This is a genomic window from uncultured Marinobacter sp., assembly GCF_913055835.1.
GTDB lineage: Bacteria > Pseudomonadota > Gammaproteobacteria > Pseudomonadales > Oleiphilaceae > Marinobacter.
Genome location: NZ_CAJXKQ010000025.1, coordinates 26,686 through 42,268, shown reverse-complemented (window position 1 = coordinate 42,268; position 15,583 = coordinate 26,686). Strand labels below are relative to the sequence as shown.

General features: G+C 58.3%; 14 protein-coding genes. 10 read left to right on the top strand and 4 right to left on the bottom strand.

The window, feature by feature from the left end:
- Nucleotides 1-194: 194 nt before the first annotated feature.
- Nucleotides 195-791 carry a DUF2057 family protein gene (locus tag QZ534_RS13535; RefSeq protein ID WP_296935082.1) on the top strand — a complete coding sequence of 199 codons (597 nt, stop codon included), beginning with the start codon at nt 195-197 and terminating at the stop codon, nt 789-791.
- Between the two features lie 33 nt (nt 792-824).
- On the opposite strand, the gene QZ534_RS13530 is transcribed toward QZ534_RS13535, so the two are convergent.
- On the bottom strand, nt 825-2,354 hold the full coding sequence (locus tag QZ534_RS13530) for a wax ester/triacylglycerol synthase family O-acyltransferase (protein WP_296935049.1): 1,530 nt from the start codon (nt 2,352-2,354) through the stop codon (nt 825-827).
- A gap of 116 nt (nt 2,355-2,470) precedes the next feature.
- Complete coding sequence (locus tag QZ534_RS13525; RefSeq protein ID WP_296935048.1) at nt 2,471-3,382, bottom strand: LysR family transcriptional regulator; 912 nt, start codon at nt 3,380-3,382, stop codon at nt 2,471-2,473.
- A 115-nt stretch (nt 3,383-3,497) separates the two neighbouring features.
- On the opposite strand from QZ534_RS13525, the gene QZ534_RS13520 reads away from it, so the two are divergent.
- A complete protein-coding gene (locus tag QZ534_RS13520; RefSeq protein WP_296935047.1) occupies nt 3,498-4,484 on the top strand; it encodes a glutathione S-transferase family protein in 987 nt (328 codons plus the stop codon).
- Nucleotides 4,485-4,613: 129 nt separating this feature from the next.
- Here QZ534_RS13520 and ispB read toward each other — a convergent pair whose 3' ends face one another.
- Nucleotides 4,614-5,582: an octaprenyl diphosphate synthase gene (ispB, locus tag QZ534_RS13515; protein WP_296935046.1), complete on the bottom strand. Its 969-nt coding sequence runs from the start codon at nt 5,580-5,582 to the stop codon at nt 4,614-4,616.
- Between the two features lie 243 nt (nt 5,583-5,825).
- On the opposite strand from ispB, the gene rplU reads away from it, so the two are divergent.
- The 4 genes from rplU to proB all read left to right on the top strand — a co-directional run bounded on the left by rplU (nt 5,826) and on the right by proB (nt 8,933).
- The gene (gene rplU, locus QZ534_RS13510; RefSeq protein ID WP_008170744.1) at nt 5,826-6,137 is read left to right on the top strand and encodes a 50S ribosomal protein L21; all 312 of its coding nucleotides are present in this window, start codon (nt 5,826-5,828) and stop codon (nt 6,135-6,137) included.
- A gap of 36 nt (nt 6,138-6,173) precedes the next feature.
- Complete coding sequence (rpmA, locus tag QZ534_RS13505) at nt 6,174-6,434, top strand: 50S ribosomal protein L27 (RefSeq protein ID WP_008170742.1); 261 nt, start codon at nt 6,174-6,176, stop codon at nt 6,432-6,434.
- A 144-nt stretch (nt 6,435-6,578) separates the two neighbouring features.
- Entirely contained in the window at nt 6,579-7,772 is a 1,194-nt protein-coding gene (cgtA, locus tag QZ534_RS13500) for an Obg family GTPase CgtA (RefSeq protein ID WP_296935045.1), read from the top strand.
- A gap of 36 nt (nt 7,773-7,808) precedes the next feature.
- The gene (proB, locus tag QZ534_RS13495; protein WP_296935044.1) at nt 7,809-8,933 is read left to right on the top strand and encodes a glutamate 5-kinase; all 1,125 of its coding nucleotides are present in this window, start codon (nt 7,809-7,811) and stop codon (nt 8,931-8,933) included.
- Between the two features lie 64 nt (nt 8,934-8,997).
- Here the strand turns inward: proB and rpsT are convergent, their stop codons facing one another.
- Nucleotides 8,998-9,267 carry a 30S ribosomal protein S20 gene (gene rpsT, locus QZ534_RS13490; RefSeq protein ID WP_099619844.1) on the bottom strand — a complete coding sequence of 90 codons (270 nt, stop codon included), beginning with the start codon at nt 9,265-9,267 and terminating at the stop codon, nt 8,998-9,000.
- 261 nt (nt 9,268-9,528) lie between these two features.
- Here rpsT and murJ point away from each other — a divergent pair, with 261 nt between their 5' ends.
- The 4 genes from murJ to lspA all read left to right on the top strand — a co-directional run bounded on the left by murJ (nt 9,529) and on the right by lspA (nt 15,580).
- The gene (gene murJ, locus QZ534_RS13485; RefSeq protein WP_296935042.1) at nt 9,529-11,109 is read left to right on the top strand and encodes a murein biosynthesis integral membrane protein MurJ; all 1,581 of its coding nucleotides are present in this window, start codon (nt 9,529-9,531) and stop codon (nt 11,107-11,109) included.
- Nucleotides 11,110-11,190: 81 nt separating this feature from the next.
- Nucleotides 11,191-12,162 (top strand): bifunctional riboflavin kinase/FAD synthetase, encoded by a 972-nt coding sequence (gene ribF, locus QZ534_RS13480; RefSeq protein ID WP_296935041.1) that lies wholly within the window; start codon nt 11,191-11,193, stop codon nt 12,160-12,162.
- Nucleotides 12,163-12,236: 74 nt separating this feature from the next.
- The gene (gene ileS / locus QZ534_RS13475) at nt 12,237-15,056 is read left to right on the top strand and encodes an isoleucine--tRNA ligase (protein ID WP_296935040.1); all 2,820 of its coding nucleotides are present in this window, start codon (nt 12,237-12,239) and stop codon (nt 15,054-15,056) included.
- Nucleotides 15,056-15,580, top strand: coding sequence for a signal peptidase II (gene lspA / locus QZ534_RS13470; protein WP_296935039.1), 525 nt, complete (start codon nt 15,056-15,058; stop codon nt 15,578-15,580). The genes ileS and lspA overlap by 1 nt, the downstream gene beginning before the upstream one ends.
- The last annotated feature ends 3 nt before the right edge of the window (nt 15,581-15,583 follow it).

Genomic DNA, 15,583 nt, shown 5'->3' with positions numbered 1-15,583 from the left:
CGCGGTTGTCTTGCCCTTGTCAGATCCACTCGTCAGAATGCTACGAAACTGGCGCCAGCCTGACGCCATTTCCATCCTCATGCCAAGGAGAGTAAATGAACATTTCTCACGTCATCGGTGTTTTCCAATCAATAAGACAGGGGGGGTGGCGAGGCGTAGCTCGCGTCCGCGCTGCACTGGTTGCGGTGTTTGTCATGTCTCTGGTGGGGTGTGCTTCCAGCGTCAGCGTTGTGGAAACCTGGGAAGGCGATCCAGCAGCTGCGTCCAATGCCGCCACGCTCCAGACACCGGGAGAAATCCGTGTGACCCGGGTGAATGGCCGGGTCATGACCAACTTCCTGATGGACGACCTGGCACTGGACTACGCCCTGTTACCTGGTGAGAACGAGGTTGTTTTTGTCTACAAGACTATCTGGGCGAAAAGTGGTGTGGTGAGAAATGGGGAATCGAAAGTTCACGTGATTGAGAGTGAGCCCCAGGTCGTTCGCTTTGAAGCGGAAGCCGGTGAGACCTATGGTTTCGAATTCGACAAGCCCGAGTCGCGCCAGGAAGCCGAGCAGGAAATGCCGGAATTCTCGGCAGAGATCGTCTCGTCGGCAGGAATCGCTGTGGCCAGTTCAGCGGTTTGGGATCCGAGTGAGCAGATGACGGCCTCTCGCACGCCGATTCCGGCCTCTAGCCCGGAGAGCTCTGCGGCAACGGGTGATAACGCGCTGGAACAGCTCAAAACCATCTGGGAAACAGCGAGTGACGAAGAGAAGAAGGCGTTTCTTCGCTGGGCGTTCGAATAGCCTGACCCGCCCCCAAACGTTTCCGGAGCCGCTTCAGGCCCGGAAACGTTTCAAGGCTTTCTTTAGCAGCCCCTCCAGGGCCGTCATGGCATCATCCGCAATGGTCTGTGTTGGCGAGGCGGCAATCGGCTCACTGGTGTCGTCGGCCCCCAGCCGTTGCATGGCTGTTTCTATGGCCTGGAGACTTTCATCCACGTGAGCCTTCAGGGACTCTCCGTTAGCCACCACGTCCGGACAGGTGGTGAAATTAAGTGTCAGCCTTCCTTCATAGCTCACCGCAACAATCACCAGCCCCATGCTGTCGAAAAGCGGCGCCGTATTGTATTGCTGAACCAGCCGCGCACCCTGCAGGTACAGTGGCACCTGTGGTCCGGGAACATTGGTGATGGGCAGGTTGAAGACCGGCTGGTAACGCTGGGCAATCTGCAGTTCCGAGTAGAGTCTCGCGGACAGCGCCAGCATTGTGGACGGCAGCAGTTCCGTCAGGCGGTCGGCGGCAATGGCCTCCCGGTAGGGTTCCGACGCAACCGCGTTCCAGTGTATTCGGCGGATCCGGTGGGCAGGATTGCTTTCATCAGTCGCCAGATCCAGCAGCATGGCGGACATCTGGTTCCCGGTTGCCCGGCGCAGGCTGTTGGAGCGGACAGAAATCGGTGTCATCGCTACCAGAGACTTGTCGGCATTGGCGCCCTCGCTGATCAGGTGGCGCTTCAGAGCTTCGGCGCACAGGCCTAAAACCACATCGTTGAGCGTGACGTCTCCGAGGAAGGCCTTGATGGCTTTCAACCTGGAGAGTTCCACACTGGCAGCGACAATTTGCCGGTTTGCGGTAATCTGACGGTTAAAAGGGCTGTGCGGTGCTGAGAAGAATGGTAGCGGAAGTGGCAGCTTTTTGAGCTGCTTCTGGATAAGGCCTCGGGCCGTGGCTTCGGCGGCGTTAAACGCTAAAGAGGTGAACTGCAGTGGTGTGCGAATAATGTTCGCGCCCGCCTGAAGCATGACCCGCTCTTCCGAAGGTTCGGGCCTGGGCTGCCAGGGTCGCGGTGGCGCAATGGGGCTGGGCTGCGGCGTGTACTCGAGCAGCTTGCCAATTATTTCTTCTCCGCTGAAGGCATCAATGGCAGCGTGATGCAACTTGATGATCAGTGCAAAACCGTCGCTACCAGTGTCTTCCTCGTCCAGTTTGAAGCCATCAACGAAGGTGATGTGCCAAAGGGGGCGATCCCTCTTTAGCGGTTCTTCAAGAATCCGGGATGCCAGGGTCATCAGGCTGGCCCTGCGGCCCTGTTCGCCCAGGTTGACGTAGGCGAGGTGGCGCTCGATGCTGAAGTCCGGATCGTCGATCCAGTAAGGTCGGCCCAGACGAAAGGGTATCTCTTTCAGGCGCTGGCGGAATACCGGTACGACATGCAGGCGGCTTCGAAGGTAGGCGACAAAGGTGCTGAAGGCCAGGGGTTTTTCCCGATCACTGGCATCGAACAGATAGATGCCTCCGATGTGCATCGGTGTTGTTTCCGATTCCAGATACAGGAAAGAGGCATCCAGTTCCGACAGTTGCCGCATCAGAGAGCTCCCTTCGGCGTTTGTTTCAGCTGCAGTATAAACGAAGTGCCGCGGCAAACGGTTGACTCATTTGCCTGGCTTGCCTTCGACCTGCAGCCATGTCGTTTGCTTTATTTTCAGCCTGTTAGCCAGCCTGAAACGGCTCCCTCTGAGCTGAGCCGCTCCCAGAACCACATCAGGGCCTTGCCCTGGTCCTCGGCATGCCTGGCCAAGTGAAGCGTAATTGGCTGGCGGGATTCCTGGACTTCCTTGATAACCAGTTTTCCCTGCTTAAGCTCTTCGCCGATTCTTGCCCTGGGTAACCATCCAACCCCGAGGCCGGCAACCTGGATGGCGATCTTCTGATCGATGTTGGCGACTGTCAGGGTTCTCTGCCGGTGAAATATGCCTGCGTGTCCCGGGGGCAAAGAGCGAGAAGTGTCCGCAGCCACAGCTGCGGGATAACGCGAGATGTCTTCCTCGGAAAGCGGCGTGTCAGAACCTGCCAGGGGATGATCGGCGGCAACGGCAAACACGAACGGCATGTCCCCCAGGGGCTTTGTGGTGTAGTTCCCCGCAGGCTTGCTGAAATTATCGGCGCCGATGATCAGATCTACACGGCGGCTTTGCAGCGCATCCCAGGTGCCCGCGAAAACCTCCTCCACAATCTGTACATCCACCGGTACACCCAGGCCATAGAACTCCTGAATTGCGGGAAACAGGCATTCCGCGGGCAGCAGTGAGTTGAAGCCAATCCGTAGCCGGGTTTCCCAGCCCTGGGCGACCTGGCGGGTGGTGTGTGCGAGGTTCTCCGCAGCTTCGAGCAGGGTGCGGCCTTCTTCCAGGAGGTATCGGCCGGCTGGTGTCAGTCGGGCGCGATGGCCAGTGCGATCGTAAATGGCGACATTCAGGTCTTCTTCCAGTTTCTGAACGGTGTAGCTGATGGCGGAAGGAACCCGGAACAGTTCGTTGGCGGCCCCGGCGAAACTGCCTTTGCGGTCTATGGCATCAAGGACTTTCAGGGCGTCTATGGTGATGGCTGTATGCATGTTCGAATTATCTGAGGTTGTTGGCCAGAAATGCTTGTTTGAGAGGGTAGCAGGGTCCCCGTTATTCTGCCTGTATTGATTTCATCATGTTCAGGAATTTTAACGGGAGGGCTTTATGGGCCTGCTGATTGATGGCAAATGGCACGACAAGTGGTATGACACCGACAAGACCGGTGGCAAGTTTGAACGGGAAGCGGCGCGTTTCCGGAACTGGGTGACCGCTGATGGCTCGCCGGGGCCGGATGGCGAAGGCGGTTTCAAGGCGGAATCCGGGCGCTACCACCTGTATGTATCCATGGCCTGCCCCTGGGCGCACCGGACGTTGATTTTCCGGAAGCTCAAGGGCCTGGAGAAGCACATTTCGGTATCAGTGGTGCACCCTGACATGGTGGAGAATGGCTGGGAGTTCAGGCCGGACAGTGAGCAGCATCGGGATCATCTGCATGGGTTCAGGTTCATGCATGAGGTCTATACCAAGGCGGCCCCTGAGTACACCGGTCGGGTGACCGTCCCGACTCTCTGGGACACGAAGAAAGAGACGATTGCGAGCAACGAGTCGGCCGAGATTATCCGGATGTTCAACTCAGCGTTTAATGGCCTCGAGGGTGTTCGAACTGACCAGGACTTCTATCCCGAGGCACTGCAGGGGGAGATTGACGAGGTAAACGCCCGAATCTATGACACGGTCAACAATGGTGTTTACAAGTCTGGCTTTGCTACCGCGCAGGACAAGTACGAGGAAGCGTATAGTGCGCTGTTCGACTCTCTCGACTGGCTTGAGGAACGGTTGTCCTCTCAGCGTTATCTGGTGGGCGGCCAGTTGACGGAGGCAGACTGGCGGTTATTCACCACGCTGATCCGGTTCGATGCGGTGTATTACAGTCACTTCAAGTGCAACCGCCAGCGAATCAGTGATTTTCCGGCGCTCTCTGCCTACGTTCGGGATCTTTACCAGATGCCGGGCGTTGCGGAGACTGTCGATATCGATCAGATCAAACGCCATTACTACGTGAGCCAGAGAACCATCAACCCGACTCAGATCGTGCCGGTTGGGCCGGAGCTGGATTTTGATTCACCCCATGGCAGGGAAAAACTGGGGTGATTTGCTGGTGAGCATTGTCGGATTACGGCTCCGCCTAATCCGACCTACCCGGGACCAGATAGCAGTAGAGAAACGTAGGTCGGATTAGGCAAAGCCGTAATCCGACAAACCGCAATCAAAAAAGGCGCGCTAGCTAACCCGCGCAACCGCGAGATCAGTCAGCAACACCATCGCTTGTTTGTGGGCTGATTCGGGAAGGCATTTCAGGCAATCAGCGGCTAAAGCTGCCTGCTCCCGGGCCTTGGTCATGGTGTATTCGATGGCGCCCGAGCGCTCAACGATCTGGAGGATGCGTGGCAGGTCGTCCAGGCCGCCCTTGCGAATCGCCTGGCGAATAAGCTGCCTTTCATCCTCGGTACCATGGGTCATGGCGTAAATCAGGGGCAGGGTAGTCTTGCCTTCGGCCAGATCGTCGCCAACATTCTTGCCCATGGCTTCGGCGTCGCCACGGTAGTCAAGGACATCGTCAACCAGTTGGAAGGCCAGGCCCAGATGCATGCCGTAGTCTTTCAGCCCCAGTTCCTGCTCCTCTTTGGCATCGGCGAGCAGGGCGCCGGTGTGGGAGGCGGCTTCGAACAGCATGGCGGTCTTGTTGTGAATGACCTTCATGTACTGGTCTTCGGTCAGATCCGGGTTTTTAACGTTCATCAGCTGCATGACTTCGCCTTCGGCGATTACCGCCGTGGCGTGGGACAACACGTCCATAATGCGCAGGCTTTTCAGCTCCACCATCATCTCGAACGCCCGGGCATAGAGGAAATCACCTACCAGTACGCTTGGCGCGTTGCCCCAGCGGGCGTTGGCGGTGCTCCGGCCCCGGCGCATGTCCGAGGTGTCTACTACATCATCGTGTAGCAGGGTGGCAGTGTGCAGGAATTCGATCACGGCGGCGAGCTTGAGGTGGTCGTTTTCCTGGTAGCCGGCGGCCTGGCTGGAAAGCAGAACCAGTAACGGTCTCAAGCGCTTACCGCCGCTTTCGATGATGTACTGGGCGATTTTCTCCACCAGGGGAACATCTGAGGAAAGCCGCTGGATGATCAGATCATTAACGCGGCTGAAGTCGTCGGCCACGGTGTCGTAAATGCGCTGGGCTGTCATGCGGCTTGTGGATCCCTTGCTGGTGTTATCGTCGTTACGATCGTTGATATTAAAGGCAGGTCGCGGCAATGCTAGGTATTGCCGAAGGGAGTGTCAACTTGGCTTGTGTTGCGGTGCGTCTTTTCGTACAATCACGCGCCCAACTCATCCCAACCTGCGCTCCCTGCTATAGGGTCGCCAGAGCGCCTCCCTTAGAACCAGGTGGATAAGAGCAGGGATGGGTCAATCGTGGAGAACGAGTGAATGTACGCAGTTATTGTTAGCGGTGGTAAGCAGCACCGTGTAAAAGAAGGCGAAACCCTGAAGCTGGAAAAGCTGGAAGTTGAAACTGGCGGCAACGTTGAGTTTGATCGCGTTCTGCTGATCGCCGATGGCGACAAGGTTCAGGTAGGCGCGCCGGTAGTTGATGGTGCCAAAGTGACCGCTGAAGTGGTTAGTCACGGCCGTCACGACAAGGTTCAGATCATCAAGTTCCGTCGTCGTAAGCATCACATGAAGCGTCAGGGCCACCGTCAGTGGTTTACTGAAGTCAAGATCACGGGTATCAAGGGCTGAGGCTCTCGAATTACCCCTTAAATAAGGAGGCTGGTAATGGCTCATAAAAAGGCAGCAGGTAGTACCCGTAACGGTCGCGATTCCGAGTCGAAACGACTTGGTGTGAAGCGCTTCGGCGGCGAGACTGTATCTGCAGGTAGCATCATCATCCGTCAGCGCGGCACCCGTTTCCACGCTGGCAGCAATGTTGGCATTGGCAAGGACCACACCCTGTTTGCGAAAGCAGACGGCCAGGTGAAGTTCGAAACCAAAGGCCCGCAGAGCCGTAAGTTCGTGAGCATCGTTCCGGCTGCGTAAGCAGCGGCGATCCGGTTCTGTCGAACCTTGGGTGGCGCTGTTATCCTGATATCATCAGGTGTCCAGAGCCATCCGGAGCCCCGCAAAGCTTCCTTGAGGCTGCGGGGCTTTTTAGTTTATGCGCAGGGCGCAAAGGGTTGATTCATGAAATTCGTAGACGAAGCCACCATCATTGTGGAAGCCGGCAAGGGCGGTCACGGCTGTCTGAGCTTTCGGCGTGAAAAATACGTTCCCAAGGGTGGCCCCGACGGTGGCGACGGGGGCGATGGTGGTTCCGTGTATCTGGAAGCCGAAGAGTCGCTGAACACACTGATCGACTACCGGTTCCAGCGCAAGCACAAAGCCCAGAATGGCGAGCCAGGCGCCGGTCGCAACTGCACCGGCAACAAAGGCCAGGATCTGGTGTTGCCGGTTCCTGTCGGCACCACGGTTGTTGATATGGATACTCATGAGGTGCTGGGGGATCTGACCCACGCTGGCCAGCGCCTGAAAGTTGCCCAGGGCGGATTCCATGGCCTTGGCAACACCCGCTTCAAATCCTCTGTGAACCGTGCGCCACGCCAGACCACCAAAGGCTCCGAGGGTGAACTACGCAACCTGAGGCTCGAGCTGAAGGTGCTGGCGGATGTGGGTTTGCTGGGCATGCCCAATGCCGGCAAGTCCACCTTCATCCGTTCGGTCTCCGCGGCCCGGCCGAAAGTGGCAGATTATCCGTTCACCACGCTGGTGCCCAATCTTGGTGTTGTCAGTGTACAGGCGCACCAGAGTTTCGTGATTGCCGATATTCCCGGTCTGATTGAGGGTGCCGCTGAAGGTGCCGGGCTGGGCATTCGCTTCCTGAAGCACCTCGTTCGTACCCGGCTGCTCCTTCATCTGGTGGATGTGGCGCCTTACGATGGCTCTTCCCCTGCCGATGCTGTCCGGGCAATTGAGCACGAACTGGAGAAGTTCAGTGAAACCTTGGCCAATCGCCCGCGATGGCTGGTGCTGAACAAGGTCGACATGGTTGCCGAGGAAGACCGCGATGCTCACTGCCAGGCCATTATTGATGAGCTCGGGTGGCAAGGGCCGGTGTTCCGGATTTCAGCCCTCAGCGGCGAGGGTACCAAGTCCCTTGCCCAGGCCGTCATGCGCTGGATTGAGGAACAGGCCGAAGAAGAGGCCCAGAACCCCGAATTCGCCGAACGGGAAGCCGAGCGGCGCCGGCAGATGGACGACGAGGCGCGCGCCCGTATTGCCGCCGAGCGCCAGGCTCGACGCGCGGCCCGGGAAGAAGACGATGACGACGACTTTGACGATGATGATTACGACGTTGAAGTGGTTTACGCCCCGGAGTAAAAGCAGGACTGATACCAGAGAGATCGCCCACGCACCATGACTGAACGCCTACAGCTGCGCCAGGCCCGCCGCCTGGTTATCAAGATCGGAAGCGCCTTGCTGACCAACGACGGCCGTGGCCTGGATGTGGCAGCGTTGGGTTTGTGGGTGGATCAGATCGCTGAGCTGATTGAAGACGGCGTGGAAGTGGTTGTTGTCTCCTCTGGTTCGGTAGCGGAAGGAATGAGTCGGCTCGGTTGGACTGTCAGGCCCGAGCAGCTCCATGAGCTTCAGGCGGCCGCGGCGGTTGGCCAGATGGGCCTGGTACAGACCTGGGAAGCACAGTTCAAGCGCCACGATATTCATACCGCCCAGATTCTGCTCACCCATGACGACCTCTCCGACCGCAAGCGTTATCTGAACGGCCGAGGCACTCTTCGCGCGTTGCTGAATCTGGGTGTGGTGCCAATCGTTAATGAAAACGATACCGTTGTCACTGACGAAATCCGGTTTGGCGATAATGACACCCTGGGCGCACTGGTTGCCAATCTGATTGAGGCGGACGGCCTGATTATCCTGACCGACCAACTGGGGTTGTTTGACAAGGATCCGAGGACGCATTCGGATGCCCGCCTGGTGACCGAGCGCCGGGCCGGCGATCGCGAACTGGATGCCATGGCTGGTGGTGGTGCCGGTGTTCTCGGGCGCGGCGGCATGCAGACCAAGTTGCGGGCTGCGCGGCTTGCTGCCCGGTCAGGGGCATTTACCGTCATTGTCGGTGGTCGCATCGAAGATGTGATTGGCCGATTGAGACAGGGTGATGTGATTGGCACTCTGTTATTGCCCGAGCAGGGCCGGATTGCGGCCCGAAAGCAATGGCTCGCCAGTCATTTGCAGACCCGTGGCAGGCTGACCCTGGATGATGGTGCTGTGAAAGTGCTCTGTCTGGGTGGGCGTAGCCTTTTGCCGGTGGGGGTTAAGGGCGTGTCCGGTCAGTTTCGCCGTGGGGAGATGGTGTCTTGCTTCGATCAGAGTGGCCGTGAAATTGCCCGGGGTCTGGTAAATTACGACGCCGATGAAGCCAGAGCCATTGCCGGCCGGTCCAGCGACCGGATTGCCGAAATTCTTGGTTATACGTCAGGCGAGGAGATGATCCATCGGGATAATATGGTGATCGTGTAATCGCTTTTCGCCCATAAAAAAAACCGGCCGACTGGCCGGTTTTTTTGTTCCTGAAAGAAGCGGATCAGGCGCTCTTCAGGGACTTGATCTTGGCACTCAGGCGGCTCTTGTGGCGAGCAACCTTGTTTTTCGCGAAGATGCCTTTGTTGACCATGCTGTCCAGAATCGGCTGGGCCTGCTGGAAAGCAGCCTGGGCTTCTTCGTAGTTGCCGGCTTCGATCTTGGATTGGATCTTTTTCATGTAAGTACGAGCCATGGAACGCAGGCTTGCATTGTGCTTGCGGTTCTTCTCGTTCTGACGTGCGCGCTTCTTGGCTTGCGGGGAATTTGCCACCGTAAAACTCCTGAAAATCTCAAATTCGTTGCTGAATGATTCGTTACATCGCGGGCGCGCCAAAACCAGCGCGTCGAAATAAATGACGCGGAACTATGCCGCTCAAACCTCCAAATGTCAAGGCTAAAACCCATTTCATGCCCCGACACAGAAGGCCTGTGGTAAACTCGCGGCTCACTGAACGCGGGCTTGACCGGGAAGCAGGTAATTCCCGAAATACCCGCGCCAAAAGGATGTCCAGAATGTCAGACAAGGGCCTGCATGTCGTCGGAACCTGAATCAACCCCGGAACAGAAACAACTGCCCAAGGCGCCCGGCCTGCTCAGGTCGTCGGGGCTTGTGGGTATCATGACCATGCTGTCCCGGGTGCTGGGTCTGGTTCGGGATATGGTTATCGCCCGCTATTTCGGCGCCGGTGCCGGGGCGGATGCTTTTTTTGTTGCCTTCAAGATTCCAAATTTCCTTCGTCGACTATTTGCCGAGGGCGCCTTCTCCCAGGCCTTTGTGCCCGTGTTGTCATCTTACCGGGAGAAACAGTCACTCTCGGACGTACAGCGGTTGGTCAATGCCGTAGCTGGCTCCCTTGGCTTGGTGTTGTTGGGCGTCACGCTTGTGGCCATCCTCGGAGCGCCGGTGCTGACGGCGGTTTTTGCCCCGGGCTTCCTGGACGATGATGTGAAATTTGCGCTTACCAGCGACATGCTTCGCATCACCTTTCCCTACTTGCTGCTGATATCCCTGACCGCCTTCGCGGGGGGCATCCTCAACAGTTACGATCGCTTCGCTGTACCCGCGTTTACCCCGGTACTTCTGAATCTGGCGATGATTGGGGCCGCCATCTGGCTGACGCCGCTGATGGATGAGCCGGTGATGGCCTTGGCCTGGGGCGTTTTCATTGCCGGGGCTCTGCAGCTGTTTTTCCAGTTGCCGTTTCTGATGCGCCTGGGCCTGTTGCCAAGGCCTCGAGTGGACTATCGCCACGAAGGCGTCAGCCGGATCCTCAAGCTGATGGCGCCTGCGCTGTTCGGGGTGTCGGTCAGCCAGATCAACCTGTTGCTTGATACGGTTCTGGCGTCTTTTCTCCAGACCGGCAGCGTTTCCTGGTTGTATTACTCTGATCGGCTCTCGGAATTGCCTCTCGGCGTGTTCGGCATAGCGATTGCGACAGTCATTCTGCCGAGTCTTTCCCGTAAACACGCAGCGGCGTCCGCGGACCAGTTCGCGGCCACCCTGGACTGGGCGGTTCGGGCGGTTCTGTTGATTGGTCTCCCGGCCGCCCTGGCGCTTGCGCTGTTGGCCGAGCCGCTGATTGCCACTCTGTTTCACTATGGTGCGGTTACCGATCGGGATGTGGCCATGTCGGCCCAGAGCTTGCGAGCCTATTCCGCAGGGTTGCTGGCGTTCATGCTGATCAAGGTTCTGGCGCCGGGATTCTTCGCAAGAGAAGACACCAAAACGCCGGTCAAGATCGGCATCATCGCCATGGTGGCCAACATGGTGTTCAACCTGATTCTGATATTTCCCCTGGCTCATGCCGGTCTAGCGCTGGCCACCTCCCTGTCGGCCTGGCTCAATGGCTATCTTCTGTGGCGTGGGCTGCGCAAAGAAGGGGCCTGGCAGAGTCAGCCCGGCTGGCCCCGTTTCCTGCTGCAGTTGCTGTTTGCCAACGGCGCCCTGGCGGCCGTCATTGTCTGGCTCAACGCCCCGGTGTCGGTGTGGCTGGCAAACGGCGGCTATCAGCGGGCAGCGGACATGGCGATGCTGGTAGGGGCGGGCGTCGCCGTCTACTTTGTTGCACTGGCGCTGGCCGGGGTTCGGGTAAGACATTTCCGCCACAGGTAAGGTATAATCGCGCGTTTTCTCACCAGCGTTGCGGTAAAAGTGAGCGCTGAAAGCTAGCTGGCAATTGAAGGTTCGCATTGCATGCGTCTGATCCGGGGCCTGACCAACCTGAAAATGCTTTCCCGTCGGGAAGACTCACCGCTCGCTAACGGGTGTGTCGCCACCATTGGTAACTTCGACGGCGTGCATCTTGGCCACAAGACCATTATTGACCAGGTCAAAAGCAAGTCTGAAGCTCTGGGCGTGCCCTCGGTCGTGATGATTTTCGAGCCCCAGCCCCGTGAATTCTTCCAGGGCAGTGAGGCACCACCAAGGCTGATGGGATTTCGCCAGAAGTTCGAGGCCCTGCTGGCGGAAGGCATCGATATTGTGCTTTGCCTTCGCTTTAATCAGGCGTTTCGTAGCTATTCCGCCATGGGCTTTATAGACGATGTTCTCATTCAAGGGCTTGCAGTTCAGCATCTGGTTGTGGGGGACGACTTTCGTTTTGGCTGCGACCGGGCCGGAGACTTTGCGCTCCTTGAAAAGGTCGGCAAAGAGGCCGGATTCACCGTTGAGAACACGCGCACGGTGACGGTAGGTGGGGAGCGGGTAAGTAGCACCCGGGTCCGGGATTCGCTCACAGTGAACGGGCTGGAGAAGGCTGAGTCACTCCTCGGTCACCCTTACCGAATCCGGGGTCGGGTCGTCTACGGGCGTCAGCTGGGGCGCCAGATTGGCGCGCCAACCGCGAATATTCTGTTACACCGGACACCCGCCCTGCGCGGTGTCTATGTGGTTGCCGCTACCCTGGATGACGGTTCCAGGTTCGATGGCGTTGCTAACATCGGTGTACGCCCGACCGTTGACGGCAAGCGGCCCTCACTGGAAGTGCACCTGTTTGACTTTGCTGGCACACTTTATGGTCAGCATCTGGAGGTGGTGTTCCGCCAAGGCCTGCGGGACGAGGAGAAGTTCGATTCCGTGGATGAGCTGAAAGAACAGATTGCCCGGGATTTCGAGCATGCCCGGGCGTGGATTGCCGAAAACGGCTCTGTGAAAAGCGCGGATTGAAACGCCCGGCTGCGCCCCAACGAATAAATGACTGACTCAAACTGACCAAGACCAAAAGAGTACGCACACAAACCATGAGCGACTACAAGCACACCCTGAATCTGCCGGAAACCGCCTTCCCCATGCGCGGCAACCTGGCCAAGCGCGAGCCGGAATTGCTCAAGCGCTGGCAGGATCTCGACGTCTACGGCAACCTGCGCAAGCAGCGTGAAGGGCGGGAAAAGTTCATCCTTCATGATGGCCCTCCTTACGCCAACGGCAGCATTCACATTGGTCACGCGGTCAACAAGATTCTCAAGGACATGATCGTCAAGTCCCGCAGCTTTATGGGCTATGACGCGCCTTATGTGCCGGGCTGGGACTGTCATGGTCTGCCGATCGAGCACAAGGTGGAGCAGGAGATTGGCAAGGCCGGTGTGAAGGTGGATTACAAGACCTTCCGCCAGGCCTGTCGCGACTACGCCACCAAGCAGATTGCAGGTCAGAAAACCGATTTCATCCGCCTCGGCGTGATGGGGGAGTGGGATAAACCCTACCTGACCATGGATCCCAAAGTTGAGGCGGGTATTGTTCGTGCCCTGGGCAAGATTGTCGCCAAGGGCCACCTCGTGCGTGGTTACAAACCGGTTTACTGGAGTGTGGTGGGTCAGTCGGCACTGGCAGAAGCCGAGGTTGAGTACCAGGACAAGACCTCGACCCAGATTGATGTGCGCTTCACCGCGGTTGACCAGGCAAAAGCCCTGTCACTGTTCGGCACCGATAATGGCAATGGTGATGTCTCCGTGGTTATCTGGACCACCACGCCCTGGACCATTCCGGCTAACCAGGCCGTTTCGCTCAATGCCGATCTGGACTACGCGTTGGTGCAGACCGACGTTGGCCAGGGACCTGAGCGCATGATCCTGGCCGCCGAGATGGTGGAAGACATCATGGCTCGTTGGCAGGTTGAGAGCTACGAAGTGCTGGCAACCTGTGCTGGGGCGGCTCTTGAGAATCTGGTTCTCCAGCACCCGATCTACGACAAGCAGGTCCCTGTTATCCTGGGCGACCATGTGTCCACGGACGCCGGTACCGGCGCTGTTCATACCGCGCCCGATCACGGTATGGAAGACTTTGAGGTGGGCAAGGCCTACAACATCGGCACCATCAACCTGGTTCAGGCGGATGGCACCTACACTTCGGCCGCCGGTGAGCTGGCCGGTGTACACGTTTACAAGGCCGATGAGCCGGTTTGCAGCGCCCTCGAGCGCGAGGGCAAGCTGGTCCGCTCCGAGAAGTTCCGTCACAGCTATCCCCACTGCTGGCGTACCAAGACCCCGCTGATCTACCGGGCCACGCCCCAGTGGTTTATCAGCATGGATAAGGAAAACCTGCGCGCTGATGCCCTTGAAGCGATCCAGGGTGTACGTTGGGTGCCATCCTGGGGTAAGAACCGTATCGAAGCCATGTTCAACCAGTCGCCGGACTGGTGTATCTCCCGTCAGCGGACCTGGGGGGTGCCCATCACCCTGTTTATCCATAAGGAGACGCAGGAGCTGCACCCGGACACCCAGAACCTGATCGAGCAGGTGGCCCAGCAGATCGAAGAGGGCGGTATCGATGCCTGGTACGAGCTGGACGCGTCTTCCCTGCTGGGCAGTGATGCCGAGCAATACGAGAAGGTAACGGATACCCTGGATGTCTGGTTCGATTCCGGTGTCACCCACGAGTCAGTCCTGCGGGTTCGCGAGGAACTGGGCCAGTTCCCGGCGGATATGTACCTCGAAGGCTCAGACCAGCACCGTGGCTGGTTCCAGTCGTCCCTGAAGACCTCCATTGCCATGAATGGCGTGGCGCCTTATAGGCAGGTTCTGACCCACGGCTTTACCGTCGATGGCAAGGGCCACAAGATGTCCAAATCCCTGGGCAACGTCATCGCGCCCCAGGAAGTCATGAACGAGCTGGGCGCCGACATCCTGCGCTTGTGGGTGGCCGCAACCGACTACAGCGGCGAAATGACCGTGTCCAAGGACATCCTGCGCCAGACCGCCGATGGTTACCGCCGGATCCGGAATACCTCCCGCTTCCTGCTGAGCAACCTGACCGGGTTTGATCCGAAGCAGCACATGGTGGCACCGGAAGACATGATCGCGCTGGATCGCTGGATGGTAGACCGTGCCCTGCAATTGCAGAAAGAGCTGCATGAGGACTATGGCAACTACGCCTTCCTGCGGATCTACCAGAAGGTGTACAACTTCTGTGAAGCCACCCTGGGCGGCTTCTATCTGGATATCATCAAGGATCGCCAGTACACCACCCAGGCCGATAGTCTGGCGCGTCGTTCCTGCCAGACGGCCCTGTACCATGTGGCCGAAGCGCTCGTTCGCTGGATTGCCCCGATTCTCAGCTTCACCGCTGATGAAATCTGGCAGCATCTGCCGGGTAAGCGCAGCGATACCGTATTCTATGAAACCTGGTACGAGGGCCTCACGCCACTGCCGGAAAACGCTGAGCTTGGCCGCGACTACTGGCGCGAGATGTACAGTGTGAAAGAGACCGTCAACAAGTGCCTGGAGGAAGCCAGGGCGAGGGGTGAAATCAAAGGTTCGCTCAGTGCCGAGGTGACGCTGTTCTGCGAAGGCGACCTGGCTGCCGATCTGAAGCACCTGGGTGAGGAGCTGCGGTTTGTCCTGATCACCTCCGAAGCTAGTGTCAAACCGGTGTCAGAGGCTGGCGATGCGGAAATGACCTCCCATGAAGGTCTCCGCGTGAAGGTGACGCCTGCTGCTCACACCAAATGCGAGCGCTGCTGGCACCACCGGGAAGACGTCGGCCGCAATGCCAAGTACGACGATCTCTGTGGTCGCTGCGTGACCAACGTGGAAGGGCCCGGCGAAGCCCGCGCCTACGCCTGATGGACGCGACCATGACGGAGCAGGTCACCGGGAGCAAACTGAAATGGCTGTGGCTGGCGGTGCTGGTGATCGCTCTGGATCTCGGCACCAAGGCCATGGCGAGCGCCATGCTGACCTATGGCGACCCGGTCCCGGTGATTCCGATGTTCAATCTGACGCTGCTTCACAACACCGGCGCCGCGTTCAGCTTCCTGGCCGAAGCCGCTGGCTGGCAACGTTGGTTCTTTGTCACCCTGGCGCTGGTGGTCAGCGTGGTACTGATCTACTGGCTGAAAAACCTGCAGCGCCACGAAACCTGGACCGCCATTGCCATCGTACTGATACTCGGCGGCGCCCTTGGCAACGTCTACGATCGGGTGGTGCACGGCTACGTGGTCGATTTCCTGCACTTTTACTGGCAGGACTGGCACTTTCCCGCCTTTAACCTGGCCGACACCGCGATCACCATCGGTGCCGCCATGATGATTCTCGATATGTTTCGCAAACCCGCCGACTCGGACGGGGATGCGCAAAGGAGTGAGTAACTC